Genomic DNA, 25,975 nt, shown 5'->3' with positions numbered 1-25,975 from the left:
ATGAGCTTTATTCCTGTCATCATCAGCGGCGGTTCCGGTTCAAGACTATGGCCGCTTTCGCGCGATGCGCACCCGAAGCCATTCATCGAGTTGCCGGACGGCAGCACCCTGATCGGCAAGACCTACAAGCGCGCGGCGCAGCTGGGCGGAGTGGACCATATCCTCACCGTCACCAATCGCGACTTCCTGTTTCTGACGCTTGACGCCTATGCCGATGCGAAGGCGCCCAAGGTCGATAACGCATTTCTGCTGGAGCCGCTCGGACGCGATACGGCGCCTGCCGTTGCCGTCGCCGCACTCCACGCCGCCGCCACTTACGGCCCTGACGCCACATTGCTCGTCATGCCTGCCGATCACCTGATCGAGGATGAGGCCGCGTTCGCCGAGGCCGTTTCCAAGGCGCGACCGCTTGCTGAAACGGGCCGCATCGTCACCTTCGGCATCGTGCCCGATCATCCTGAAACCGGCTTCGGCTACATCGAGGCCGAAGGCATCGACGTGCTGCGCTTTGTCGAAAAACCTGACGCCGAGACGGCGCAGGCCTATGTCGAAAGCGGCCGCTATTTCTGGAACTCCGGCATGTTCTGTTTCACCGCCGGAACCATGCTCGCAGCGATGCAGCGCCACGCGCCGGAAATCTTCACTGCCGTTCAGGCTTCGCTCGAACATGCCCGGCGCGGCGTCAACGGCGAGACGAAGACGGTCGAAATCGCCAAGGACGATTTTGCGGCGGCGCCAGCGATTTCCATCGATTATGCGATCATGGAAAAGGCCGACAACATTGCCTGCATCCCGGTGTCCTGCGGCTGGTCCGATATTGGTTCCTGGGCGGCGATGGCTGATCTGATCACGCCCGACGACGAAGGAAACCGCCTGCGCGGCGAAACGGTCATCGAAGACACGACCAACAGTTTTGTCCTGTCTGAAACACGGTTGGTCAGCCTTGTCGGCGTTCACGACCTTCTTGTGGTCGACACGCCCGATGCGCTGTTGGTCGCCCATCGCGACAAGGCGCAGGAAGTGCGCAAGGTCTTCAACAAGCTGCGCGCCGATGGCCATGAAGCTGCCAAGCTTCACCGCACGGCCCATCGCCCATGGGGCACCTATACGGTGCTTGAGGAAGGCGACGGCTTCAAGATCAAGCGGATCGAAGTGAAACCGGGACGACGCCTGAGCCTTCAGGCGCATCATCATCGTTCCGAGCACTGGATCGTCGTTTCCGGCACCGCGAAGGTGACCAATGGCGATCGCGAAATTCTGCTTACGACGAACCAGTCGACCTATATCCCCTGTGGCTTCCGTCACCGGCTGGAAAATCCGGGCATTCTGCCGCTCGTGCTTATCGAGGTGCAAAGCGGCGAATATCTGGGCGAAGACGACATCGTGCGTTTCGACGACGTCTATGGACGCACCTGATAACAAGCTCCTTGAGCGGAACTCGTTGGACTTTGATTAAGCCCGGACGGTGATTGAATTTTTTCAAGGCGCGGCGCGTCAGCATCCCGGCGCCTTGTCAATCACTCGGAAACCGCCGGGCGCGGCATTTAATCGGGAACCATTCGCCGCCGCGAATGTTTGCCTCCTATGCCCAGTAATGAACAGGATACGGCTACCGATCTGATCGGCATGCCGGTCATCGATTTTCAGAAACACGCGCTTTTTTTCGACGTCGATGGAACCTTGCTCGATATCGCCGCCGATCCCGACGGTGTGGTCGTTTCGACCGGCTTGCAAAAATCCCTATCGGTTATTTCCCGGCATTTGTCCGGTGCGATGGCGCTCGTCACGGGCAGGGCCATAAGCTTCATCGAGGAACGCTTTCCCGATTACCCCGGGCCGATAGCCGCGCTGCATGGCGCTGAATTCCGGCACGCATCCGGGCTTGTCGAACTGATCGAGCCGGGCGAACAATTCCAGACCGCCAAGAATTTTCTGCGGCAGGCAGCGCTTCGCGTCAGCGGCCTTCGTGCCGAGGACAAGGGAAGTGCGGTTGCGCTTCATTATCGCGCCGCGCCCGAGAAAGCCGAACTTGCCCATGACCTCGTGGACAAGGCGTGGAAGCTCGCCGGGCCGGACTGGACCGTGCAGGCAGGCAAGATGGTTTTCGAGCTGCGCCCCGCGCTCAGCGACAAGGGCGCCGCCTTGCGCCGTTTCATGCGGGAGAAGCCGTTTGCGGGCAGGGTGCCGATCGCATTCGGCGACGATCTGACTGATTTGCCGATGCTCGAGGCGGCGGAACAACTGGGCGGAACGGCCGTGGTGATCGGACGAGCGATCGACCGTCCGGGAGCTGCGCGCTTTGCAAGCCCGGATGAGCTTCGCCTCTGGCTCTCCCGCATCCGGGACAATGGACAGCAACAGCAATGAAAGGATTTGGTGTATGGGTCGGCTGATCGTGGTCTCCAATCGTGTTCCCCTGCCTGATGAACAGGGCAAGGCACCAGCGGGCGGTCTGGCGGTCGCGTTGCAGGCGGCGCTCAACGAACGCGGCGGCATATGGCTCGGTTGGTCCGGTAAGACGCTTCCCGCGCGTCAGCCGCAGGAACTGACGATCCGGGACGAGGGGCCGATCCGCTATGCGCTGCTTGATCTCCACAAGAAGGATATCGACGAATATTATGCGGGCTTCGCCAACCGCATGCTCTGGCCGCTCTGCCATTATCGCCTCGATCTCATCGATTACACGCGCAAGGACATGGCGGGATATTTCCGGGTCAATCGTCTGTTTGCAAAGCATCTCCTGCCGATGATCCAGCCGGATGACCTCATCTGGATTCACGATTACCACCTCATTCCGCTGGCTGCGGAACTGCGCAATCTGGGCGTCACGAACCGCATCGGCTTCTTCCTGCACATTCCCTGGCCGCCCGCTGATATAGTTTTCACGCTTCCCGTGCACGAAACCATCATGCGCGGCCTTGCTTCCTACGATGTCGTCGGCTTCCAGACCGAAAACGATGTCGACAACTTCATCAGCTGCCTGCGGCGTGAGAAAATCGGCAAGCCGCTCAGCGATGACGGGCTGTTTGAGGCCTTCGGCCACCGGTTCCGCGCCGAGCGCTTCGGCATCGGTATCGAGACCGCCGCATTTGCAGAGATAGCCAACAAGGCGGACGGCCATTCGACAGTGCGACGCATGCGCGAAAGCATGCTGGACCGCAGCCTCATCATCGGTGTCGACAGGCTCGACTACTCGAAGGGCATCACCAATCGCATGGAGGCTTTCGAGCATTTTCTCAATGTCGATCCCGGCAATCGCGGCAAGGTTACCTTTCTGCAGGTCACGCCGAAATCCCGTTCCGAAGTGCCGGAATACAAGGACATGCAGCGCGCGGTAGCCGAACTGGCCGGGCGGGTGAACGGAGCGAACGCCACGGTGGACTGGACGCCGATACGCTACATCAACCGGTCCCTCAATCGCGACGTGCTGGCCGGTCTCTATCGGCTCGCCGCCGTCGGTCTGGTCACGCCGTTGCGTGACGGCATGAACCTCGTCGCCAAGGAATATGTTGCCGCCCAGAACCCCGAAAATCCCGGCGTGCTGGTGCTCTCCCGCTTTGCCGGCGCCGCGCAGGAACTGGACGGCGCGCTTCTGGTCAATCCCTATGACACGGAAGCGATGGCTTACGCCATGGCCCGCGCGCTGGCCATGCCTCTGGAGGAGCGCAAGGAGCGGTTTGAAAGCATGATGGGCTTTCTCAACACCCACGACGTCAACCGCTGGTGCGACGACTTTCTGAAGCGCCTTGCATCGGGCTGATGTTGGCTCATGGCTTGATGATGCCCAGTTTGGCGACTTCTTCCGAAAGGTGAATCGTGTAGTCGAACTTGTCCAATACCGGCGTCAGCAGATCCGCCTCGCAATCGCGAGCGTCTCTCGGCGACATGCCGAAACGGGCCTTGAATGCCTTGGTGAATTGCGTGCCATCATGAAAGCCGCAACGATAGGCAATTTCCTTCAGGGATACGTGCCGCCCGCGCTCATCGACAAGAATGCGATAGGCGCGGTCCAGCCTCTTGTCGCGGATGATCTTTGCAATTCCGCCTTCCATCTCGAATGTCCGGTAGAGGCTCGAGCGGGAAATGCGCAGGTTCTTGGTGATAAGGCATGGCCCCAGCACTGGATCGGAAAGGTTCTCGTCGATATAGGCGAGGATGCGCTTGCGTACAGGCAGGTTGGCTGGAAGGCTTTCGATGACGCCGCCTTCGGTGCCGTTGATGCTTGCGCCGAGCAGTATGAACATCGCATCCAGCGCTGATTGTGCTTCCACCCTGTCGAGCGTGCCGCTCAATGACTGGAGATTCTGGAGGTAGCTGAAGAGCACCCGTGTCATGGGGGCAGTTGCGGCCATGACGAGGCCATGCAGATTGCGCCAGCCGACGATCCTCTCCAGCTCCTCACGCGGAATCAGCACGGTGATGCGGGAACCGTTGGATGCGTGGCTCTCCACTGTCTGGCTCAAATCGATAACGACGATATCGCCCTGTTTCGCTTCGACATCGACACCATTGAAATCGCCGTGCAGATCGCCGCCGGTGATGAGTTGCAGGACATAATGGTTCAGCCCGCTCTTGGCGATTAGCTTTCGCGCACGCGTGTAGCTCTGTGAATTGAAGGAGGTTGCTCCAATCTGAATGGAGCCTATGGAACGCGCAACGATTGATCCTGAAAACTGGTAATCGTCGCTGTCGCCCGTGATTTCATACATGGGCTTGAGGATGGCGCGCCAGAATTCATTGCGCAGCCGGTCCTCTATCATGTCTGTTGAAATTGTTGTCTCGTTGCTCATTGCAAATCGTCAAGCCAAAGATCATGAACATTGATGTGGGGAATAATCATTCATTAGAAATAAATACTATATTGATCCATTGGCATATGCTCATTTGTTGCCAGCCAATAAGTAGGAGTTGTATTCTTCTTTCCGGTAAATAGGGTCATCTATGTCACTTTTCATTATTACAGTTTCGTTGTTTCGTAATATATAATCTCAACCTAATATAATTTTAGTCATTTCTATAAAGTCAGTTATGGTTCCGTCCTTCAAGGTGAGAAATAGTTCCACCAATAGCTATTAACAGGTAATCTCCTCAAATATGCGCGGTTCCTTCCGCAGGCTATTTCTATAGAGCATTCATTGAATATGAGAAGGTTTGAAACTATTTATTGTGTTTGAAAGTTATCGCAATATGAGGCTGTTTTTTACTTTTTTGCTCGCCATGATCGGCTGCACTCACGTTGCCTCCGCAACAGGCCTACAGAGCGATTTCGGGCTGGAATGCCGGCTCGTGCCGATGCAGGGAACGGGCGCTCCCAATGCAGCCGCACGGCCGGGCTGGGCTATGCCCTTGGCAAACCCGGTGGGCCAGCCGTCACGGCGCGCCATCGTCTATCCGCGCGCGGTGCCATCGCCACAGCTCTACCGTTATGACTGCGCTCCCAAGTCCGCGGGACCGGTTTCGGTTCCACGGACCCGGTTCAGCGATCAATAAGGGCTGTCGACCTTGCCCATCTCCACATAGACGGTCTTGATCTGGCTGTAATGCGCCAGAGCGGCGATGCCGTTCTCGCGTCCGATGCCGGACTGCTTGTAGCCGCCGAAGGGCACTTCCACCGGCGTCAGGTTATAGGCGTTGATCCAGCATGTCCCGGCCTTGATCTGGCCGATGACGCGATGGCCCCGTGCAATGTCTGCGGTAAACACGCCCGCCGCCAGACCGAATTCGCTATCGTTGGCGCGGGCAATCAACTCATCCTCGTGGGCAAATTCCAGCACGCTCATCACCGGCCCGAAGATTTCCTCGCGGGCGATGGTCATGTCGTCTGTCACATCCGTGAAGATGGTCGGCTCGATGAAATAGCCCTTATCGAAGCCTTGCAGCTTCGGTATGCCGCCACCATACGCAAGGGTTGCGCCTTCCGCCTTGCCCTTTTCGATATAGGAGAGAACCTTCTCGCGCTGGGCGGCGTTGACGAGCGGACCCATCTGGGTCGCTTCGTCCAGCGGGTCGCCGATGCGGATTTTGCGTGTACGTTCGACCAGCCGTTCGACAAAACGTTCGCGCAGGTTCTTGTGGACGAAGACGCGGGTGCCGTTCGAGCAGACCTGACCCGTGGAATAGAAATTGCCGAGCATTGCGCCGCCAATGGCGCTTTCAAGGTCGGCATCGTCGAACACGATGATCGGAGACTTGCCGCCAAGTTCCATCGTGACATGCTTCAGATGTTCGCCCGCCTGCGCCATGATACGCTTGCCGGTCGGCACGGAGCCGGTCAGTGAAACCTTTGCCGTCAGGCGATGGTTGACGAGTGCGGCTCCCACATCGCCGAAGCCCTGCACGACATTGAACAGTCCGTCGGGCAATCCGGCTTCCTTGTAGGCTTCGGCCAGCGCCAGAGCCGAAAGCGGCGTGTTTTCTGACGGCTTGAAGATGAAGGCATTGCCCATTGCGAGCGCAGGCGCGGATTTCCACGCGGCGATCTGGATGGGATAGTTCCACGCGCCGATGCCGACGCAGATGCCGAGCGCTTCGCGGCGCGTATAGGCAAACGAGCCGCCCAGTTCCACGAATTCGCCGTTGAAGCCGGAAATGATACCGCCGAAAAACTCCAGCGCATCGGCTGCCGAAGCGGCATCCGCCACCAGAGTTTCCTGAAGCGCCTTGCCGGTATCGAGCGTTTCGAGCTTCGACAGCTTTTTGTTCTTTTCGCGCAGGATTTCTGCCGTGCGGCGCAGGATGCGTCCGCGCTCGACAGGTTTCAGCGCTGCCCATTGGCCCTGGGCTTTCAGCGCTGCCGCATAAGCCGCCTCGATCACATCCGGCGTTGCCGAATAGAGCCTGGCAATTTCCTCCCCGGTTGCCGGATAGATGACCGGCAAAGGCTTGCCTGTCTTGTCTTCAACGAATGCGCCGCCGATGAAATGCGAGGCTTTGGGTTGTGCTTTCATTGTTGGTTCCTACTTCGGAATGAAGAGAATAGGGGAATAAGGGAGTATGTTTGTGCGCAAAAAACACGATCTGACATACTGCCTTATTCCCCTATTCCCTTACTCCCCTAACGATCAGATACTTGCCACCTCGGGTTGATCCATGGTTCCTGATTGGAGCGCGCCAGCGGCGTGCGGCCAAGAATATGATCGGATGCCTTTTCGCCGACCATGATCGACGGGCTGTTGAGATTACCATTGGTGATGCGCGGGAAGATGGATGAATCCGCAACGCGCAAGCCTTCGACACCGATCACCCGGCATTCAGCATCGACCACTGCCATTGGATCGTCAACCGCACCCATCTTGCACGTGCCGCATGGATGGAATGCGCTTTCGACGTGTTCCTTGATGAAATTATCGATTTCATCGTCGCTCTGAACATGTGCGCCCGGCTGGATTTCTGCGCCGCGATAAGGATCGAACGCCGCCTGTCCGAAGATTTCCCGCGTCAGCCGCACGCAATGGCGGAAATCGGCCCAGTCGTCCTCATGCGACATGTAGTTGAACTTGATGACCGGCTTTTCGCGCGGATTGGCCGAACGAAGCGTCACGCTGCCGCGCGATTTTGATCGCATCGGCCCCACATGGGCCTGAAAGCCGTGCGACTGCGCTGCCGCCTTGCCGTCATAGCGGATCGCGACCGGCAGGAAATGATACTGGATATCGGGATATTCCACGCCAGCCTTCGAGCGCACGAAAGCCGCAGATTCGAAATGGTTGGTTGCGCCGTCGCCGGTCTTGAAGAACAGCCATTCCGCACCGATCTTCGCTTTCGAAAACAGGTTCAGTTTGGAGTAGAGCGTGATCGGCTGCGTGCACTCCTGCTGGATATAGACTTCCAGATGGTCCTGCAGGTTCTGGCCGACGCCGGGACGGTCGGCGACCACTTCAATTCCGTGTTCTTTCAGTTGTGCGGCGGGACCGATGCCCGAGAGCATCAGGAGCTTCGGCGAATTGATCGATGAGGCGGCAATGATGACTTCACGCCGTGCACGGATGGTCGAGAAGCTTCGGCCTGCCTCGATCTCAACGCCAACCGCGCGCTTGCCCTCAAGCACGATCTTGCGCGCGAGGCCCTTGACCAGCTTGACATTCGGGCGCTTGAGGGCCGGTTTCAGATAGGCATTGGCGGCAGACCAGCGACGACCATTATGGATCGTCTGCTCCAACGGGCCGAAGCCTTCCTGTTTCTCGCCATTATAGTCTTCCGTGACTTCAAAGCCCGCTTCATGGCCAGCCTCGACAAAGGCATGGAACAGCGGATTGTCGCGTTTGCCGCGCTGGATAAAAAGCGGACCGCTGGTGCCGCGCCAGCCTTCCTGACCGCCGCTCGAATTTTCCATCCGCTTGAAATAGGGCAGTACATCGGCATAGGCCCAGCCGCGCGCACCGCTTTCCGACCAGTGGTCGTAGTCACGGGCATGGCCGCGCACATAGACCATGCCGTTGATAGAAGATGAGCCGCCCAGCACCTTGCCGCGCGGCGTCACAAGGCTGCGTCCGCCGATATGCGGTTCCGGTTCGGTGGAAAAGCCCCAGTCATAGGTTTCCATATTCATGGGGAAGGAGAGGGCAGCCGGCATCTGGATCAGGGGGCCAACATCGGGCACGCCATATTCGATGACGATCACCGAATAGCGACCGTCTTCCGACAGGCGATACGCCATGGCCGATCCGGCGGAGCCGGAGCCGATGATGATGAAATCCGCTTCCATACTCATTTCTCCCCCGCAAACTGGCCCAAAAGCTGAACCGCGATGTAATCCTCTACCAGCGCAATCGCCGAGGCTGCATTGGGCGCATCCGCACCGAGCGCATGACGGATGTAGAGGCCATCGATCATGGCACCAGCGCCCTCGGCAATGCGGCTTGCCCGCTCGCGCGTGGTCAGGTGTTCAAGCGCGAAAACGAGGTTCGAATGCAGGCGGCGCGCATAGATACGCAGGAGCCGACGCGTATCCTCCGACTGCTGCGCGTGCACATAGAAGGTAAGCCAGGCAGCAATGGTTTCCTGCGTGAACTGCGATGCGGAAAAATTGACCGCTATGATGGCCGCGATACGTTCCTGCGGCGTTTCGGCTTGCCCGATGGCGGCGTTGAGATCCTGTCCCAGTTCGCGCAGCAGATGGCGCATTGTGGCCAGGATGAGCTTGTCCTTGCCGCCGAAATAATGATGCGCGAGCGCAGGCGAAACGCCCGCCTCATGCGCGATCTGCGCGACGGTCACATCCAGCGAACCGCGCTGGCCGATTGTACGAATGGCGGCGTCGATCAGTTCGCGCCGCCGCAAGGGTTCCATCCCGATCTTGGGCATAATCGTGGTCCGCTCTCAGGCTAATTATCCGCCAGTTTAACGTTGATTGACTCATCAATCAATAAAAACCAGATATGCAAATCATGCATTTACCGTCGCAACAGTGGGTGGCTTATCTGGCAAGGAGGCTTGCCGGGGATGTGCCAACTGCTTACATTCAACTGATGAGCAGAGCTTTTACCAAGGAACAGGATGATGCGCCGACCGATCTTGGCGAGCGCCCGGTCAGTCCGCATCGCAATCTCGTCACGCCGACGGGCCTGAAGATGATCGAGGATGAAATCGCCCGGCTGCAGCGTGAGCTGGCAGATGCCAATGTGGCGGGCGAGCGTTCGGCGATTGCGCGTATCTCGCGTGATCTGCGCTACTGGACAGCGCGGCGCGAAAATGCCGAGCTTTCGGTTCCCGCTTCCGACAGTGATGTCGTGCGTTTCGGCATGACGGTGGAACTGGAAAATCTGGACGACGGCAAGGTCCGTCGCTGGACCATCGTGGGCGAGGACGAGGCCGACCCATCAAACGGCAAGATTTCCCACGTGGCGCCCGTTGCCATTCTGTTATTCGGCAAGCCGGTCGGCGATGTCGTGAAAATCAATAATGTCGAATGGGAAATCGTATCGCTGAAGGTTGTTTAGTCTTCTTCTATCGCGACCGTATGGTCACGAAAAAACGCTGCGGCGCCGGTTTCATCAATTTCACTCGTCGAAACCATCAGGACGAGTTGGATAATGTCTTCCTGTTCGGCCTCAAGACTGAAACCATTGAAATAAAGAAACAAGTCGGCGGCAGCCAGCCCTGTTCGCTTGTTGCCGTCCACGAAGGGGTGGTTTTTCAGCACACCGAACAGATAGGCCGCCGCCAGGTCGAAAATATCCGGATCGCCATAGGCTTCCTTTTGCAGCGGACGCGCAAGTGCTGAATCAAGCAAGCCGGTATCGCGAATGCCGGTTGCACCGCCATGCAAACGCAACTGCTCCTGATGCAGCGCTTCTATGAAAGCCCGCGAATGAAACTCAATCATTGAGCGAGCACGCGATAAGCGGTCTCATATTTTTTCATTCGCTCGCGGGCAATCTTCATTTTCTTCTCGAAGACCTCCGGATCTTCCGTGCTCCTGGTCAGTCTCAGTCCATCCTTGTCTGCGGTCAGGACCAGAGTGTCGCCAGTTTGCACGTTCAACTGCTCCAGCATTTCCTTCGGGATGATCACTCCGTCGGAATTACCGATTTTGCGCAGGGTTACGTTCATGGCTTTTCTCCTATGTTATAACGCATGATATAACATGGTGAGCCTGTGTTGTCACCACAAGCTACAGCCAGCCCTTGCGGCGGAAGTAATAGAGCGGCAGCAGGGCAGAAGCGACCATCAAACCAAGCGCCATCGGATAGCCCCATGGCGATTGCAATTCCGGCATGAAGGAGAAGTTCATGCCATAGATGGAAGCCACGAGCGTGGGCGGCATGAAACCAACCGCCGCCACAGAGAAAATCTTGATGATGGCGTTCTGTTCAACCGAAATCAGCCCGACGATCGTATCGAGCAGAAACGTAACCTTGTTGGACAGAAAATCCACATAGGCGGTCAGGGATTGCGTGTCGCGCTCCAGCGACTTGATCCAGCTACGCGTTTCCTTCTTGCCGGCTGCCGGATTGTTGATGGCCGACAGGTAGACCAGCATGCGGCTGATACCCGCCAGACTTTCGCGCATTCGCGAGAGGAAGGTTCCCTGTCCACCGATCTGGGTCAATATGTGCCGGAAATCCTCCGTCGTCATCGGGCGGGCTTTCGGCTGGCGGCGATAGATGGAGTGCGAGGCCGCATCGATTTTGCCCGCCACGCCTTCCAGAATATCGGCAAGCCGGTTCGTGGTGGCTTCGGTGATGCCAAGCATGATCGACAGGCCCGAGCACTTGGCTGATATCAGCCCGTTGCCCGGCTTGGTCGAGCGGAGGATATACGTGCTGAACGATTTCGGATTGGCATAGCGCACGGTTATCAGCCGTGATCCGTGCAGAATGAAGGTGACCGGAGCAAGCTCGCGATGGTCGAGATCGACCGCGTGCAGGATAGGCACGGTGAGATATTGTGCGCCGGTTTCCATATAGAAGCGGCTCGATTCCTCGATCTCCGTCATGTCTTCGCGGGTCGGGATTGAAATGCCCATCCATGCCTCGACAATACTGTCTTCATTGACGCCGGGAGCAAACAGATCGATCCAGATCACATTCTCGGGCAACGGAGTACCGGGCTCGACTTCCACTTGTTCGAGGTGGTCTCCGGAAAGGCTGTAAAGTGTGATCATACTGGCACCTGAAGTCTGGCCCGAAATCTCGAGCGGCTGGATTATGGGGCACTTTGCGCGAAAATTGTTAACGGAATGCGGCAGTGGATACCAGTGTGACAACAGGATTATCAAATCCGCCTCACCAGCCCGCAATCAGCTTTCTTCATGACGGTTGACAGCTTCATTAAGCAGGTCTAATTCATCAAGTCATCAGATGACTTTGGTGAAGGTATGAAGGCAATATCCCGCAAGACATTGACGGATTCGGCCACGCAGGCATTGCGCGGAGAAATCACGTCCGGACGCTGGACGATAGGCGACCAGTTGCCAAATGAAGCAGCACTTTCTGCAACGCTTGATGTCAGTCGCGGCACGGTGCGGGAAGCTGTGCGGGCGCTGGTGGCACAGGGAATGCTGGAAACCCGGCAGGGTTCGGGAACCTATGTCCGCTCCACAGCCGACACGGCGCGCAGCCTCGACCGCATCCGCCATACCAGCCTGCGCGACCGCTTCGAGACCCGGGCAGTTCTGGAAACGGAGGCGGCACGGCTCGCCGCCTTGCGCATCACATCCAAAGGGATTGTCCATCTGGAGAAAATGCTGGCACAGCGCGGCAATCGTGATGAACTCGACCGGGCAACTTTCGTGGCCCGAGACTTTGCCTTTCATGAGGCCATTGTTGCGGCCTCGGGCAACAGCGCACTGATCGAGGTCTATGCCTTTTTCTCCGCCTCCATTCGCGAATCCATAGAAGCCACGCTCGACGGCGAACTGCCCGAGCCAAACCATGAAGCGCACCGACAGATCGTTGAAGCCATCGCCTCGGGTGATCCTGACAAGGCCGGTGCAACGGTTCGTCGCTTCATGGCGCCCCTGATTGAAGAACTTGAAAGGTTGCTGGCATCATGAGCCACACGAACACAGCCCTGTCGGATACGGCGGAAAACGAGGCGATGCTGCAGCCAGAAGCGCTGGTCGACGCTGAGGTGGACAGCGTTCCGCCGCCGCCAGTCCAGCAACCGCCAAGCAAGGCGATGCGCATTTTGCTGGGTCTGAGCCTCGTGCTGATCGCCGCCAATCTGCGACCGGTATTTTCCAGCGTTTCCGTGCTTTTGCCGGAAATCATCGATGCCACCGGCATGTCGTCCATTGCGGCCGGTATTCTGACTACTTTGCCGGTTGTCTGCCTTGGTGTCTTTGCGCCGTTTGCACCACGGCTGGCGCAGCGTTTCGGCGCCGAACGTGTCCTGCTTTTCGTGCTGGTCGTGCTGACTGTCGGCACCGCCATTCGCGGCTTCGGTTCGTTCTATTCGCTCTATATCGGCGCAGCATTGGCCGGTGCCGCCATTGCGACAGGCAATGTCCTGCTTCCGGGGGTCGTCAAGCGTGACTTTCCAAAAACTGCGGCCATCATGACCGGTCTTTATACGATGGCGCTGTGCGGTGGCGCTGCATCCGCAGCCGGTTTCACCATTCCCATCAAGGGGATGCTCGGCGGTTCCTGGAACCTCGCTCTGGCATTCTGGGCTGTTCCGGCGGCAGTCGTTCTGCTGTTGTGGCTGCCGCAGGCCATGCGTGCGAAACACAATGTCGCCCATTCTGGTTTCAAGGTGATCGGCTTGTGGAAGGACAAGCTGGCCTGGCAGGTAACCCTGTTCATGGGCCTGCAATCCTCCACCGCCTACATCGTTTTCGGATGGCTGGCGCCGATCCTGCGCGAACAGGGCCTCAGTCCGGCAGCGGCAGGCGGTCTGGTTTCCTTTTCGATATTGGCGCAGGTCATTACCTGTCTCGCAGTGCCTTCCATTGCTACCCGCCAGAAGAACCAGAGCCTGCTCAATGTCATTCTCTGCGCCTGTGCGGCCTTGCCGCTGATCGGGTTTCTCTATCTGCCACTATGGACCTATTGGGGACTGGCGGTCATTCAGGGCATCGGGCAGGGCGGTCTCATCGCCGCCGCCATGATGGTGATTGTGCTGCGGGCACCGGACTCACACACGGCGGCGCATCTGTCCGGCATGGCGCAGTGCGTGGGCTATACGCTTGCCGCAATCGGCCCGCTGATTGTGGGTCTGATCCACAGCGCAACGGGCAGCTTTACCGCCTGTGGTCTCTTTTTCGCCGTGTTGGGGTTGGGCGCTGCTATTGCTGGATGGGGAGCAGGGCGCGCGCAACATGTGGGTGTGCAGGTTATAAAAGAATAGCAACAAAAAACCCCGGCAAAACCGGGGTTTCTCTTTATTCCTGCACGAAAGGCATCAGGCCTTTTCGTACAGCTCTTCGACGAATTCCCAATTGATGAGGCTGTCGACAAAGGCTTCGAGGTATTTCGGACGCAGATTGCGATAATCGACATAGTAGGAATGTTCCCACACATCGACGCCGAGTATCGGCGTTGCGCCGTGAACCAGCGGGTTTTCGCCGTTCGGGGTCTTGGAGATTTCAAGCTTGCCGTCCTTGACCGACAGCCAGGCCCAGCCCGAACCGAACTGGCCGACACCGGCAGCGATGAAATCCGCACGGAACTTGTCGTAGCCGCCAAGATCGGACTCGATTGCCTTTTCAAGCTTGCCCGGCAGCTTCTTGCCGCCGCCGTTCTTCTTCATCCACTTCCAGAACAGGATGTGGTTGTAGTGCTGGCCGGCATTGTTGAAGAGGCCCTGGTTCTTGCCATAGCTTTCCTTGACGATCTCTTCAAGGCTCTTGCCTTCGAGGCCGGAGCCTTCAAGCAGCTTGTTGCCATTGGTGACATAGGCCTGATGGTGCTTGTCGTGATGAAGTTCAAGCGTCTCGCGCGACATGAAAGGCGCAAGGGCGTCATAGTCATACGGCAGGGCGGGCAGTTCGAAAGCCATTGGAAACTCTCCTCTTTTCTTTCTGCTTACATGGCAACTTACGTGGGCAGCTTGCGGCGGGCCGAGCAGATGCTGCCTCAAAACTTGCGTGCGGAATCTACATAGGCCGCATCGGTGCGGGCGGCAATGGCGCGAATGTGCAATTCAGCTTCAAGACAATGAATTATTATTGAAATCACAGTAGGATGGCGCAATTCTAGATTTTATGCTTCGCGATGCGTGGCGGACCCTCACAGGAGGAAACGGTGTCCCACAGTTCTTATGTCTTCGACGCTTATGGCACATTATTCGATGTCCATTCGGCGGTGCGGCGACATGCAGACAAAGCCGGGCCGGACGGACGGGCATTTTCCGAACTGTGGCGCGCAAAGCAGCTCGAATATTCCTGGGTGCTGAGCCTGATGGGTGCCTATAGCGATTTCTGGAAGCTGACCGAGGATTCGCTCGATTTCGCATTCGCACGCTACCCTTCTGTCGATCCGGCGCTGCGCAATGACCTGCTCGACGCCTATTGGAAGCTCGATTGCTATCCGGAAGTGCCAGCGGCCCTCAAAAGCCTGAAGGAAAAGGGCGCACGGCTTGCAATTCTTTCCAACGGCTCACCCGCGATGCTGGAATCCGCCGTCCGTTCGGCAGCGCTTGACGTCCTGCTTGATGATGTGATTTCGGTCGATGAAGTCAGGAAATACAAGACGGCCCCTGCCGTCTATGAACTCGTCACCCTACAGTGGCGGCTTTATCCTTCCGCAATCTCGTTCCAGTCCTCGAACCGCTGGGATGTGGCAGGTGCGGTACGGTTCGGTATGCGCGGGGTCTGGATCAATCGGAGCAACCAGCCCGACGAATATAAGCAGTTCGCTCCGGCATTGATTCTGCCAAGTCTCCAATTGCTTGATTGAGTAATCACTAAAATTTGAACTTTCCCGGTTTATGGAAAGCAGGCTCCTGCACCCAAAATTGTGTCGCGGCTGCAACACGAGCCGCGCTGGTGGGCTTTCGCCACGTTTAGGCCGCATTGCGAACGGGCGTACGCCACATTTCTCGGGCGTTTTCCGTGCAACCGAACACCGGAAACAGCCGTTTGAGGCCGTTTCGACAGCTCACCGCGCATCTGCCACAATTGGCCGGGTCGCAATTCGTTAACCCTGAATGTGTATCTGTAACTCCTCCCGTCACCAAACTGGTTTTCATATGCAAACGACCCTTACCCGCCGTTCCTTTCTGACGGCAATGACAGCAACAGCGGCCGCCGGTCTGGCCGGTTGCGCTCAGTTGGGGCAGAATGTTCCAATCATTGATGTGGATCAGTCGGGCAACCCGATCAACCGCACCCCGCAGGCCAATGTCGACTCTTCCTATGGCGGTTGGGCGCAGATGTATGCCGCCGTCGAGGATGGCGGCTTCCAGCTTCCGGCAATTCCGATCCAGAAGATGGACAAGCGCTTCCTGCGTCAGGTTGTGCAGGACCCAACCGGCGAACTGCCCGGTACGATCGTCATCGATACGGCTAACCGCTTCTGCTATCTCGTCCTCGAAAATGGACAGGCGATGCGCTACGGCGTCGGCATCGGTCGCGAAGGCTTCGCATGGTCTGGCCGTGCTGTGATCCAGTACAAGCGCCAGTGGCCGCGCTGGACCCCGCCGGATGAAATGGTCGCCCGCCAGCCGGAACTGGTGCAGTACAGCGCCAAGAACGGCGGCATGGCTCCGGGCCTCAAGAACCCGCTCGGCGCCCGCGCACTCTATATTTTCCAGGACGGCAAAGACACGCTGTACCGCCTGCACGGTAATCCGGAATGGTGGTCCATCGGCAAGGCGGTCTCTTCGGGCTGCGTACGCTTCCTGAACCAGGACATCATCGATCTCTATGATCGCGTTCCGGCGAAGTCACCAATTCTGGTGATGTAATAGCGAGTGCCGAAACGGCAGATTGCAAAGCCCCGGACAGCCAACTGTCCGGGGCTTTTTCTATTGTGTCGCGCCAACTTGCCGCCGCTTTGAAAATAAGTCACTTTCCGCGCGGACAAATCGTCGGAACAAGGGGAGGGAAGTCATGTCCGAGGAAAAAACTGCCAAGGAAGCCGTGAAGGGGCCTGCGTCCTATTTCCCGTCCATCGAGAAAAAGTACGGACAGCCTGTCCAGCATTGGCTTTCGCTGATTGAGCAGCGAAAGGGCGACAAACATATGGAAATCGTCAACTGGCTGAAGTCGGAATTCGAGATGGGACACGGTCACGCCAATGCCCTCGTAGCCTTCGCTCTCGCCAAACCGGCGAAGGCGTGATTCTCAAGCATGTTTCCCGAACGCGGGTACCGATTTCGGGAGACATGCTTGAAAACAAACGGTTAGAGCATTTCCACTGGTTCAGCCAAAACAGGAAATGCTCCAGCGCTTTCTATCGTTTGAAGCCGCCGAGAATGCCGCGCACCAGTGCGCGGCCAAGCGAATTGCCGACCGAGCGGACGACGGATTTCATCGCGGCTTCCGCAACCGTCTGGCGGCCGGAGCGACGGCCAGTGCCGAGTGCGGTGCCGACGAGATCGCCAAGAATGCCACCACCGCCTTCTTCCTCTTCCTTGGTCTTTTGCTGGGCTGCTGCTGCATTCTGCGCCTTGCGGGCCAGCATTTCAAAAGCGGAATCACGGTCCACAACCTGATCATATTGCCCGGCAACCGGGCTTGCCGCGATGATCCTGGCGCGTTCTTCCGGTGTCAGCGGTCCGATGCGCGATGAAGGTGGACGCATCAGCGTGCGCTGCACGATGGAAGGCACGCCTTTTGCCTGAAGCGTGGAAACCAGCGCTTCACCGGTGGCGAGATTGGTGATCGCCTGGAACGTGTTGAAATCCGGGTTTGGACGGAACGTATCGGCTGCAGTCTTCACGGCATTGGTTTCGCGCGGCGTATAGGCTCGAAGTGCGTGCTGCACGCGATTGCCAAGCTGTGCCAGAACCGTTTCCGGCACGTCGAGCGGGTTCTGTGTCACGAAATAAACGCCGACGCCCTTGGAGCGAATCAGGCGCACCACCTGCTCGACGCGGTCGATCAATGCCTTCGGTGCTTCATCGAAGAGGAGGTGGGCTTCATCGAAGAAGAAGACGAGCCGCGGCTTGTCGGGATCGCCGACTTCCGGCAGTTCCTCGAACAGTTCCGACATCAGCCAGAGCAGGAAGGTGGAATAGAGCCGCGGGCTCATCATCAGCTTGTCGGCGGCGAGCACGCTCACCACGCCACGCCCGTCGGTCGTGGTGCGCATAAGGTCCGAAATCTTGAGCGCTGGTTCCCCGAAGAATTTCGAGCCGCCCTGCTGATCGAGGACCAGAAGCGAACGCTGGATCGCGCCCACCGAAGCCTTGTTCACATTGCCGTACTTACCGGAAAGCTCTGCCGAGCGCTCCGCCATTTCAGCGAGAATGGCCTGCAAATCCTTCAGGTCCAGAAGCAGCAAGCCTTCTTCATCCGCCAGGCGGAAGGCAATGTTCAGCACGCCTTCCTGCGCATCGGTCAGGCTCATCAGGCGCGACAGGAGCAGCGGCCCCATCTCTGAAATGGTAGCGCGGACGGGATGGCCCTGTTCCCCGAAAATATCCCAGAAGATCACAGGCGCGGCGCGCATTTCGTACGGTTCGAGCTTCACTTCCGCCGCACGCTTGATGAGGCCGTCATTTTGAACGCCGATGGCGCCAATGCCGGAAAGGTCGCCCTTGATGTCGGCGCAGAAAACGGGAACGCCAGCCGCCGAAAAGCTTTCGGCCAGAACCTGCAGCGTGACCGTTTTACCCGTGCCGGTCGCGCCGGTGACGAGGCCGTGCCGGTTGCCGTATTTCAGCGCTAGATATTCCGGCTGCTGGTAGGAGTCGTCAGGCTTGCGGCTCGCGCCAAGAAAAATAGCGTCTTCGGCAGTCATCAGGCAGCTTGCTCCCTCTGTTCAACTATAATAGCAGGGCGCCAAGATGCTAAGGCATCACGCCCTGAAAATGCTCAATTGCCGCACGGGCTTAACCAAGTCTCGATCACTCAAACTCGATGAGAATTGGTATAACCTACGATATAGAGCAAAATCCGGCCGGAGTGAAACGAGGATCGGTAAGATTATGCCGGATCGCGGCCCTCAACGCGCCGGATAGCCGTTCGGGTGCGCCGGAATGGCTTTCAGATAGGCGGCAATGGCATTGCGATCCGCTTCGGCAATATGAGCCATATTCGCAACCACGTCGGTCATCGAGCCGCCAAGCGAATCGAAATCCGGGGTAAAGCCGCTTTGCAACGCGTAGGAGATGTCTTTCTCGCTCCAGCCGCCGATGCCCGCTTCGTCCGGCGTGATGTTCGGAACAATGCCTCGCTTTCCGTCGCTGCCGGTTTCCGGTGACAGTGCTCCGGCCAGCCATTTGCCGGTATCCAGCCCGCCAATCGTGTTGCGCGGCGTGTGGCATTCGCCGCAATGGCCAAGCGCTTCCGTCAGATACTGGCCGCGCTTCACGTGATCGGAAGCATTTGCGATTTCCACCGCTGGCCGGTCAGTCAGGTAAAGCTGCTTCCAGAGGCCGAGCCCTCGTCGGATATTGAAAGGGAAGGATAGCTTATGCGGGGCCGCGACATTGTCGGAAGGCGGCAGCGTTTTCATAAAGGCAAAGAGGTCGGCCACATCCTGCGGCTGCATCCTTGTATAAGAGGTGTAGGGGAAGGACGGATAAAGATGCTCATCCTGCTTTCCGACGCCTTTCAGCATCGCATTGGCAAAATCCTGAATAGTCCAGGTTCCAATTCCCTGCTCGGACGAGGAAATATTGGGCGCAATGAAAGTCCCGAAATCTGAAACCAGCTCATGGCCGCCCGCCAGTACCTTGCGCGCATCACCCGAGGCACCGGGTGCGGCATGGCAGGAAGCGCAGCCGCCCGCCCAGAAAACCTGTTCGCCCTTGACGGGGTCGCCGGGCTTCATCGCGTCCAGCACGGTCGCGTCCACCTTCTGCGGTGTGGTCAGAATCCAGAAAGCCGCAGCTCCAAGGACGACCACGACGCCTGCGACATATGCCAGTTTTCGGACCATTCCATCCGTTCCCGTCTGGCGGTTCCGGCGATTGCGGACCGCTCTTATGGCTGTCATTCAACAGGGTCGTTAGAGCGCGGGGCATTGGCACCGCGCCACTCACATCCAGCACACCGAATGTTTCCGTCCGGTGTGCTCTGTGTCAACAGTGAAGATCAGTTCTTCTTGACGCGAAAGGCCTGATGGCAGGAACCACAATTGGCGGCGACCTGCTGGAAGGCTGGCTTCAGCGCATCCAGATCCTGCGGCTTGGCTGCCAGTGCTGCTGCGGCATCGGTCTGGAATTTTTCGACGTGCTTGACGAAGTCGTCCTTGTTTTCCCAGATTTTCGGAGAAGCTTCGGTGTCACCCTGATCAGAACCAGCAGGGAAAAGCGTGTCCACGTCCAGCTTCCTGGCGTCGGCATCGATTTTTTCGAGTGCAGCAAGAGCTGTGGCTGCGTCGAACGGCTTCTCGCCCTTGACCATGGGAGCAATCGACCCAACCGAACGTCCAAGGTCCTTCATGATTGCCTGACGATCGGCGATGACGTCGGCCTGTGCGACACCGGCAACCAATACCGCTGCAGAGCTGACAGTCAGGAAAAACAAACGCATACGATTCTCCATATTTAAAAAATGAACAAAAATTCTCCCTTGGTTCAAATATCCGATACAATCCTGGACATTGCAATCATCGCATCGAGTAAATCCCCAATGCGGCAAGTATCATTCTGAATTTATAGGGATTATTACATTGGATTCACGTTATCGTGAAAAACATGACTTAAATACTATTGTTTTATACTGAAGGTTTTTCAGCAAAAGTGCGAGCCTCCTGCGGAGGAAATCAGTCCATCATTCACGCGGCTGCATCCGGTTTCGGGATAAAGACATGCGTGAAGACAAAGAGAGAGCATTTCCAATGGTTCAATCAAAGCAGGAGAGGCTCCAGGCTGTCCAAATAAAAAGGCCCCGGAAACCGGGGCCTTTTCGAGCATGTAAACTTTAATCAGACGAACTGGCCGAGGCCCGGAATTGCGCCGATGACGGCATCGACTGGTTCGTCACCGGCCTTTTCCTTGGCGAAGCGGATGGTTTCCTTGGCAACGCCGGAAATTTCACCCATGCCGAGGCCAGCGCCCATGAGCTGCGAGCCGAGACCCATCACGCCGCCCATCAGGCCAGACAGGAAGCCGCCGCCCTTGACCTGCGCGATTGCTTCTTCAGCGCCGGGGAATGCTGCCAGAAGCTTCTGGACTTCCGCCGCCGGACCTTCCTTCTGCAGAAAGGCGAGGATCATGCCGACTGCCTTTTCTGCCGTTGCCGCATCGATGCCAACTTTGGAGGTGATGCGTGCGATCAGTTCTTCCATGGAAACTCTCCCAAAAATCTTACGTTTACGTAATATGCATTCTCGCCTTCGCTTTGCAAGCCGCCATGAGCGAAAATATTAGAGCATGTATCCGAAAAGTGGGAACCGGCTTTCGGATAAAATCATGCTCAAACAAAAACTTAGAGCAAGACGACGATAAAACTTACAAACATCCCGCTCTAGAGCATGTCTCCCGAAAGTGGGAACCGGTTTCGGGATAAAGACATGCGTAAAAACAAACAGATAGAGCATTTGCAATGATTCAATCAAAACAGCAAATGCTCTTGGAGAATATGCCTCGTGAGGTGACGAGATAATTACGCTGTTCGAATTTCCTGCAATTCCAGTTCCTCGATCATGATCTGCCGCATGACGAATTTCTGGATCTTGCCGGTTACGGTCATCGGAAACTGATCCACGAATCGGATATGGGCCGGAACCTTGTAATGCGCGATGCGCTGTCGGCAATATTCGGCCAGTTCCTCTTCGGAAAGCTGGCCATCCTTGTGCAGCTTGACCCAGGCGCAGATGATTTCACCGAACTTTCTATCGGGAATGCCGAATATCTGGACGTCGCTGATCGCGGGATGGGTGAAGAGGAACTCTTCAATCTCGCGCGGGTAGATGTTCTCGCCGCCGCGAATGATGAGATCCTTGATGCGCCCGACGATGTTGCAATAGCCTTCTTCGTCTATCGTCGCGAGGTCTCCCGTGTGCATCCAGCTCGCATCGTCTATGGCGCCAGCTGAACTTTCCGCATCGTTCCAGTAGCCGCGCATGACGCTGTAGCCCCGCGTCAGCAATTCGCCCTTTTCGCCACGCGGCACCACCTTGCCATCCGCATCGACGATCTTCACCTCCAGATGCGGATGGATGCGCCCGACGGTGGAAACGCGCCGTTCCAGTGGATCGGTCGTCGAACTCTGAAAGCTGACCGGGCTAGTTTCCGTCATGCCATAGGCGATGGTGATTTCGCTCTGGTGCATCTCGCTCACCACACGCCGCATCACTTCAATGGGGCAGGGCGATCCGGCCATGATGCCGGTGCGCAGGCTGGTGAGGTTGAAACGGCTGAATTCCGGCTGATCCAGCATCGCAATGAACATTGTCGGCACGCCATGAAGGCCGGTGCATTGCTCCTCTTCAACGGTCTGGAGCGTCAGGAGCGGATCGAAACTCTCGTTCGGGATCACCATGCAGGAACCATGGGTCACGCAGGCAAGATTGCCGAGCACCATGCCGAAGCAATGATAGAACGGCACCGGGATGCAGAGCCGGTCCTGTTCGGAAAGCTGCATCGCCTCGCCGACGAAAAACCCGTTATTGAGGATATTGTGATGCGAGAGCGTTGCGCCCTTCGGGCTACCGGTCGTGCCGCTGGTGAACTGGATATTAATGGGATCGTCAAATTGCAGTTCTTCGGCAAGTTGCGCCAGTTCTTGCCCGGTGACTTCATCGCCGGATTGGGCGACATCGTCGAAATTCAGCATGCCCGGCGTCTGTTCCGCACCCAGCCGGATCACGCAGCGCAGGGTGGGAAGCCGCTCGGACATCAAATGGCCGGGGCGGGCCTCATCGAGTTCAGGTACGATGCTGCGCAGGATATCGATATAGTTGCTGGTTTTCAGTGACGGCGCGAGGATGAGTGCTGCGCATTCGACTTTCCCCAGCACATATTCCAGTTCATGCGCCCGATAGGCCGGGTTGATGTTGACGAGGATCAGACCCGCCTTTGCGCTCGCAAACTGGGTGAGAATCCATTCGAGATTGTTCGGTGACCATATGCCGAGACGTTCGCCGGGGCGAAGCCCGATGGCGAGGAAGCCTTCGGCAAGCCGGTCGGTCAGTTGTCTCAGTTCGGAATAGGTCAGCCGAATATTCTGGTGCCGGACGATGACGGCAGGACGGCCGGGATATTTTTCCGCGATCTGGTCGAGATGCCGACCGATCGTATTGCCGATGAGAAGCTTGTCGCTCGCACCATGTACATAACTGGCCTGCTGCATTTCCGATCCTCCCAAACCGAAGATGACGCCCGAAGGCGATGCATCAAGTGTTGGGAGGATGCCATTCGTGAGGCTTCGTGAAAACCGCAGTTTTTATGTTCAGCTTCAGCGCTTGGTGCAACGCACCAGAGTAGCGGCGCCAGCATTGGTATATTTGCTCTGCATCGTATAGAGCCAGCCCTTGCATTCAGACATGCTGCTGAAGCACCGGACACGGTCTATCGGAACCAGTCCGTCGCCGCCTGCGATGAAGGGCGAGTCGTCCACGCCGCTGAACTGGCCGACGATGATGCCGCTGCCTCTTTTCGGCACGCTGCAACGCTGGCCCGCATATTCGCTGACATCCTTGCGTACCTGCGCTTCAGCCAACATCGGCAGCGCGACAAGGCCGGAAACCGCAAGCGATGCGGAAGTGAGGCAAACAGCAATGAACTGACGCAACATCGGTCTCTCCCTAAAAAGAATAGCTATTGAACAATACTATAAGATCATAAGCGAAATAGTGCTTTTTCCATAGCATGTCTCCCGAAGGTGGGAACCGGTTTCGGGATCAAGACATGCGAAAAATGAAGGAAGCATCGCATCCTAAAATCCGGATGCGATGCTTGTTTTCGAGGCTCAGAGCGTGTCGCCCGCCTTGCCTGTCACCTTGAGCGCGAAGGCATAGGTATAGGCGACTTCCTCCAGTCGCGAGAAGCGACCCGACGCCCCGGCATGGCCCGCGTCCATATTGATACGGAATAGGACGGGATGGTTGTCGGTCTTGAGCTCACGCAGTCTGGCGACCCACTTCGCAGGCTCCCAGTACGTGACGCGCGGATCGGTAAGACCTGCCACGGCCAGAATGGCCGGATAGGCCTGACGGCTGACATTGTCGTAGGGCGAATAGCCGGCAATGATCTGGTAATCCGTTTCCGATGTGATCGGATTGCCCCATTCGGGCCATTCCGGCGGGGTCAGCGGAAGGGTGTCGTCCAGCATCGTGTTCAGCACATCAACGAATGGCACTTCGGCAATGATGCCGCCAAATGCGTCGGGGGCCATATTGGCAATCGCGCCCATCAGCATGCCGCCTGCCGAACCGCCATGCGCAACGATGCGGTCATGACTGGTGAAGCCTTCGGCAACGAGGTGCCTTGCGGCAGAGATGAAATCGGTGAACGTATTCACCTTCTTGTCGCGCTTGCCGTTTTCATACCACGCGAACCCCTTGTCCTTGCCGCCGCGGATATGCGCGATGGCGTAGACGAAACCGCGATCCACGAGCGAGAGCCGCGACGTGCTGAAGCTTGCCGGAATGGTGATGCCATAGGAGCCGTAGCCATAAAGCAGGCAGGGCGCGGAGCCGTCGAGCTTTGTATCCTTGTGATAGAGCAGGGACACCGGCACCAGTTCACCGTCCGACGCCTTGGCGAACACCCGGCGCGTGACATAGTCATGCGCATTATGACCGGAAGGAACTTCCTGCGTCTTCAAAAGCTTCCGCTCGCGCGTCCGCATATTGTAGTCGAAGAGCTGTTCCGGCGTCGTCATGGATGAATAGGAGAAGCGGATCACATCCGTATCATATTCGGCGCTGCCGTGAAGGCCGAGCGAATAGGCCTCCTCGTCGAAGGCGATGGCATGTTCCTCGCCGGTTTCGCGATCGCGGATCACGATGCGCGGCAGGCCATTATCGCGTTCCATCCAGACAAGATGATGCTTGTAGGCGGAGTGTGACAGGATCAGCCGCCCCGGCTTCTCTGCCACGACCTCGACCCAGTTTTCCGGCTGCGGTGTGGCAGCAGGCGCCTGGCATATCTTGAAATCCTTGGCGCCATCCGCATTGGTCAGAATGTAGAACACGTCGCCACCCGGTGCGATGTCATATTCCGTACCGGTCTTGCGCTCCATGACGAGCTGCGGCTTTGCCGCCGGATCGCTGGCGGGAAGGAGCCAGCATTCCGACGTTTCATGGTCATGAATGTCGATGAAGATATAGTCGTCCAGCGCGGAGCCGCCGACACCGAGGAAAAAGCCGGGATCTTTCTCTTCATAGATCAGATGGTCCTCAGACTGGTCCGTGCCCACCTTGTGATAGAAGACCTTGGACGGTCGATGGTTCTCATCGAGGCGCGTATAGAAAAAGCCCTTGCTCTCCGCATCCCACGCACCGCCGCCATTCGTGTCGGTGACGATGTCTTCAAGGTCTTTCATGGACGACAGGTCACGGACTTTCAGCTTGTAGAATTCCGAACCCTTGTCATCGTAACCCCAGATCAAAAGCTGGTGATCCGGCGCATGATCGGCTGATGCAAGGCGGAAATAGGCCTTGTCCTTGCCTTCGACGTCACCGTCGAGAAGGATAGTTTCCGCGCCGCCATCGCGTGGCGTGCGAATGAAATAGGGCTGCTCGCCGCCGGTGCGATAGGACACGCCATAGGCGAAAGGCCCATCCTTGGCGGGAACGGAGGAGTCGTCTTCCTTGATGCGCCCGCGCATTTCTGCGAACAGGCTTTTCTGTAGCGCTTCCGTGTCCTTCATCAGCGCTGCCTGATATGCATTCTCTGCTTCCAGATGCGTGCGAATTTCAGGGGACAGAACCGACGGGTCCTTGAATACTTCCTGCCAATTGTCCGCACGCAACCAGGCGTAGTCGTCGGTGCGTGTGATCCCGTGGCGGGTGTCATTGACCGGATGTTTGGCTGCATGCGGTGGTTGAAGTTGGGGGGAGCTTTGAGACATCCACAATTCCGATGAAAACTGTTTCGATTTGCTGCAAGGCCGGTAAGCCGTGCTTTCTAGAGCATTTCCTGTTTTGATTGAATCATTGGAAATGCTCTATCTGTTTGTTTTTACGCATGTCTTTCTCCCGAAACCGGTTCCCACTTTCGGGAGACATGCTCTAGTGGATTGAATTTGACGTTTGAATCCCGGCTGACATAGATGCTGTTTCAAACGTCAAATTCGAAAAATCCACCAGATACATATACTTCCTAGTGGTCTTTTGGATACCAACATTTGCTCAGCGCTTGAACCGAGGGATGCAAATGTTGGAATCGGACCACTAGGCGGCGTGGACGAATTTGAGCCAGTATCTTGCGGTAGCAATATGAACCATGCTGATGAAGCTCTCGGCGAGTT

The 25,975-nt window shown here is 57.3% G+C and carries 25 protein-coding genes; 10 read left to right on the top strand and 15 right to left on the bottom strand.

Annotated features, from left to right (window positions below; all coding sequences use genetic code 11):
• The 3 genes from KWJ32_RS24370 (at position 1) to otsA (ending at position 3,760) form a co-directional block, all read left to right on the top strand.
• Entirely contained in the window at positions 1-1,416 is a 1,416-nt protein-coding gene (locus KWJ32_RS24370; RefSeq protein ID WP_256886424.1) for a mannose-1-phosphate guanylyltransferase/mannose-6-phosphate isomerase, read from the top strand.
• 168 nt (positions 1,417-1,584) lie between these two features.
• A complete protein-coding gene (gene otsB / locus KWJ32_RS24365; RefSeq protein WP_256886423.1) occupies positions 1,585-2,367 on the top strand; it encodes a trehalose-phosphatase in 783 nt (260 codons plus the stop codon).
• Between the two features lie 13 nt (positions 2,368-2,380).
• Entirely contained in the window at positions 2,381-3,760 is a 1,380-nt protein-coding gene (gene otsA / locus KWJ32_RS24360) for an alpha,alpha-trehalose-phosphate synthase (UDP-forming) (RefSeq protein WP_025091244.1), read from the top strand.
• A gap of 7 nt (positions 3,761-3,767) precedes the next feature.
• Here otsA and KWJ32_RS24355 read toward each other — a convergent pair whose 3' ends face one another.
• Complete coding sequence (locus tag KWJ32_RS24355; RefSeq protein WP_256886422.1) at positions 3,768-4,790, bottom strand: helix-turn-helix domain-containing protein; 1,023 nt, start codon at positions 4,788-4,790, stop codon at positions 3,768-3,770.
• Positions 4,791-5,187: 397 nt separating this feature from the next.
• Between KWJ32_RS24355 and KWJ32_RS24350 the strand changes: the two genes are divergently transcribed.
• Positions 5,188-5,490, top strand: coding sequence for a hypothetical protein (locus KWJ32_RS24350; protein ID WP_256886421.1), 303 nt, complete (start codon positions 5,188-5,190; stop codon positions 5,488-5,490).
• Here KWJ32_RS24350 and betB read toward each other — a convergent pair.
• The 3 genes from betB to betI form a co-directional block, all read right to left on the bottom strand.
• Entirely contained in the window at positions 5,484-6,947 is a 1,464-nt protein-coding gene (gene betB, locus KWJ32_RS24345) for a betaine-aldehyde dehydrogenase (protein WP_256886420.1), read from the bottom strand. The genes KWJ32_RS24350 and betB overlap by 7 nt on opposite strands.
• A 107-nt stretch (positions 6,948-7,054) precedes the next feature.
• A complete protein-coding gene (gene betA, locus KWJ32_RS24340; protein WP_256886437.1) occupies positions 7,055-8,704 on the bottom strand; it encodes a choline dehydrogenase in 1,650 nt (549 codons plus the stop codon).
• Positions 8,705-8,706: 2 nt separating this feature from the next.
• The gene (betI, locus tag KWJ32_RS24335) at positions 8,707-9,303 is read right to left on the bottom strand and encodes a transcriptional regulator BetI (RefSeq protein WP_061347199.1); all 597 of its coding nucleotides are present in this window, start codon (positions 9,301-9,303) and stop codon (positions 8,707-8,709) included.
• Positions 9,304-9,467: 164 nt separating this feature from the next.
• On the opposite strand from betI, the gene KWJ32_RS24330 reads away from it, so the two are divergent.
• Positions 9,468-9,938: a GreA/GreB family elongation factor gene (locus tag KWJ32_RS24330; RefSeq protein ID WP_151648735.1), complete on the top strand. Its 471-nt coding sequence runs from the start codon at positions 9,468-9,470 to the stop codon at positions 9,936-9,938.
• Here the strand turns inward: KWJ32_RS24330 and KWJ32_RS24325 are convergent.
• From KWJ32_RS24325 to KWJ32_RS24315, 3 genes are all read right to left on the bottom strand, one after another.
• Entirely contained in the window at positions 9,935-10,324 is a 390-nt protein-coding gene (locus KWJ32_RS24325; protein ID WP_061347201.1) for a type II toxin-antitoxin system death-on-curing family toxin, read from the bottom strand. The two genes, KWJ32_RS24330 and KWJ32_RS24325, sit on opposite strands and share 4 nt — an antisense overlap.
• Positions 10,321-10,551: an AbrB/MazE/SpoVT family DNA-binding domain-containing protein gene (locus KWJ32_RS24320; protein WP_010661561.1), complete on the bottom strand. Its 231-nt coding sequence runs from the start codon at positions 10,549-10,551 to the stop codon at positions 10,321-10,323. The genes KWJ32_RS24325 and KWJ32_RS24320 overlap by 4 nt, the downstream gene beginning before the upstream one ends.
• A 61-nt stretch (positions 10,552-10,612) precedes the next feature.
• Positions 10,613-11,605, bottom strand: coding sequence for a magnesium transporter CorA family protein (locus KWJ32_RS24315; protein WP_151662817.1), 993 nt, complete (start codon positions 11,603-11,605; stop codon positions 10,613-10,615).
• Positions 11,606-11,818: 213 nt separating this feature from the next.
• Between KWJ32_RS24315 and KWJ32_RS24310 the strand changes: the two genes are divergently transcribed.
• Together KWJ32_RS24310 and KWJ32_RS24305 are read left to right on the top strand one after the other, a co-directional pair.
• A complete protein-coding gene (locus KWJ32_RS24310; RefSeq protein ID WP_061347203.1) occupies positions 11,819-12,496 on the top strand; it encodes a FadR/GntR family transcriptional regulator in 678 nt (225 codons plus the stop codon).
• Positions 12,497-12,540: 44 nt separating this feature from the next.
• Positions 12,541-13,791 (top strand): CynX/NimT family MFS transporter, encoded by a 1,251-nt coding sequence (locus KWJ32_RS24305; RefSeq protein WP_235920671.1) that lies wholly within the window; start codon positions 12,541-12,543, stop codon positions 13,789-13,791.
• A 54-nt stretch (positions 13,792-13,845) separates the two neighbouring features.
• Here KWJ32_RS24305 and KWJ32_RS24300 read toward each other — a convergent pair whose 3' ends face one another.
• Complete coding sequence (locus KWJ32_RS24300) at positions 13,846-14,442, bottom strand: superoxide dismutase (RefSeq protein WP_012092469.1); 597 nt, start codon at positions 14,440-14,442, stop codon at positions 13,846-13,848.
• Between the two features lie 245 nt (positions 14,443-14,687).
• Here KWJ32_RS24300 and KWJ32_RS24295 point away from each other — a divergent pair, with 245 nt between their 5' ends.
• The 3 genes from KWJ32_RS24295 to KWJ32_RS24285 all read left to right on the top strand — a co-directional run bounded on the left by KWJ32_RS24295 (position 14,688) and on the right by KWJ32_RS24285 (position 16,726).
• Positions 14,688-15,341, top strand: a complete 654-nt coding sequence (locus KWJ32_RS24295) for a haloacid dehalogenase type II (RefSeq protein ID WP_112590704.1) — start codon at positions 14,688-14,690, stop codon at positions 15,339-15,341.
• 292 nt (positions 15,342-15,633) lie between these two features.
• Positions 15,634-16,350: a L,D-transpeptidase gene (locus tag KWJ32_RS24290; RefSeq protein ID WP_061347206.1), complete on the top strand. Its 717-nt coding sequence runs from the start codon at positions 15,634-15,636 to the stop codon at positions 16,348-16,350.
• Positions 16,351-16,495: 145 nt separating this feature from the next.
• Positions 16,496-16,726 (top strand): DUF4287 domain-containing protein, encoded by a 231-nt coding sequence (locus KWJ32_RS24285; protein WP_256886419.1) that lies wholly within the window; start codon positions 16,496-16,498, stop codon positions 16,724-16,726.
• A gap of 112 nt (positions 16,727-16,838) precedes the next feature.
• Here KWJ32_RS24285 and KWJ32_RS24280 read toward each other — a convergent pair whose 3' ends face one another.
• The 7 genes from KWJ32_RS24280 to KWJ32_RS24250 form a co-directional block, all read right to left on the bottom strand.
• A complete protein-coding gene (locus KWJ32_RS24280) occupies positions 16,839-18,350 on the bottom strand; it encodes a helicase HerA-like C-terminal domain-containing protein (protein ID WP_256886418.1) in 1,512 nt (503 codons plus the stop codon).
• 204 nt (positions 18,351-18,554) lie between these two features.
• Entirely contained in the window at positions 18,555-19,493 is a 939-nt protein-coding gene (locus KWJ32_RS24275) for a cytochrome c (protein ID WP_256886436.1), read from the bottom strand.
• A gap of 155 nt (positions 19,494-19,648) precedes the next feature.
• The gene (locus KWJ32_RS24270; protein ID WP_256886417.1) at positions 19,649-20,089 is read right to left on the bottom strand and encodes a cytochrome c; all 441 of its coding nucleotides are present in this window, start codon (positions 20,087-20,089) and stop codon (positions 19,649-19,651) included.
• Between the two features lie 394 nt (positions 20,090-20,483).
• A complete protein-coding gene (locus KWJ32_RS24265) occupies positions 20,484-20,846 on the bottom strand; it encodes a DUF2267 domain-containing protein (protein WP_010661572.1) in 363 nt (120 codons plus the stop codon).
• 317 nt (positions 20,847-21,163) lie between these two features.
• The gene (locus tag KWJ32_RS24260) at positions 21,164-22,852 is read right to left on the bottom strand and encodes an AMP-binding protein (protein WP_256886416.1); all 1,689 of its coding nucleotides are present in this window, start codon (positions 22,850-22,852) and stop codon (positions 21,164-21,166) included.
• A gap of 105 nt (positions 22,853-22,957) precedes the next feature.
• Entirely contained in the window at positions 22,958-23,296 is a 339-nt protein-coding gene (locus tag KWJ32_RS24255) for a hypothetical protein (RefSeq protein ID WP_256886415.1), read from the bottom strand.
• A gap of 174 nt (positions 23,297-23,470) precedes the next feature.
• Positions 23,471-25,576 (bottom strand): S9 family peptidase, encoded by a 2,106-nt coding sequence (locus tag KWJ32_RS24250; RefSeq protein ID WP_256886414.1) that lies wholly within the window; start codon positions 25,574-25,576, stop codon positions 23,471-23,473.
• Between the last annotated feature and the right edge of the window lie 399 nt (positions 25,577-25,975).

The organism is Ochrobactrum sp. BTU2, assembly GCF_024539785.1.
GTDB lineage: Bacteria > Pseudomonadota > Alphaproteobacteria > Rhizobiales > Rhizobiaceae > Brucella > Brucella anthropi.
The sequence above is the reverse complement of the archived record's forward strand: the minus strand, read 5'-3'. Positions and strand labels throughout refer to the sequence as shown.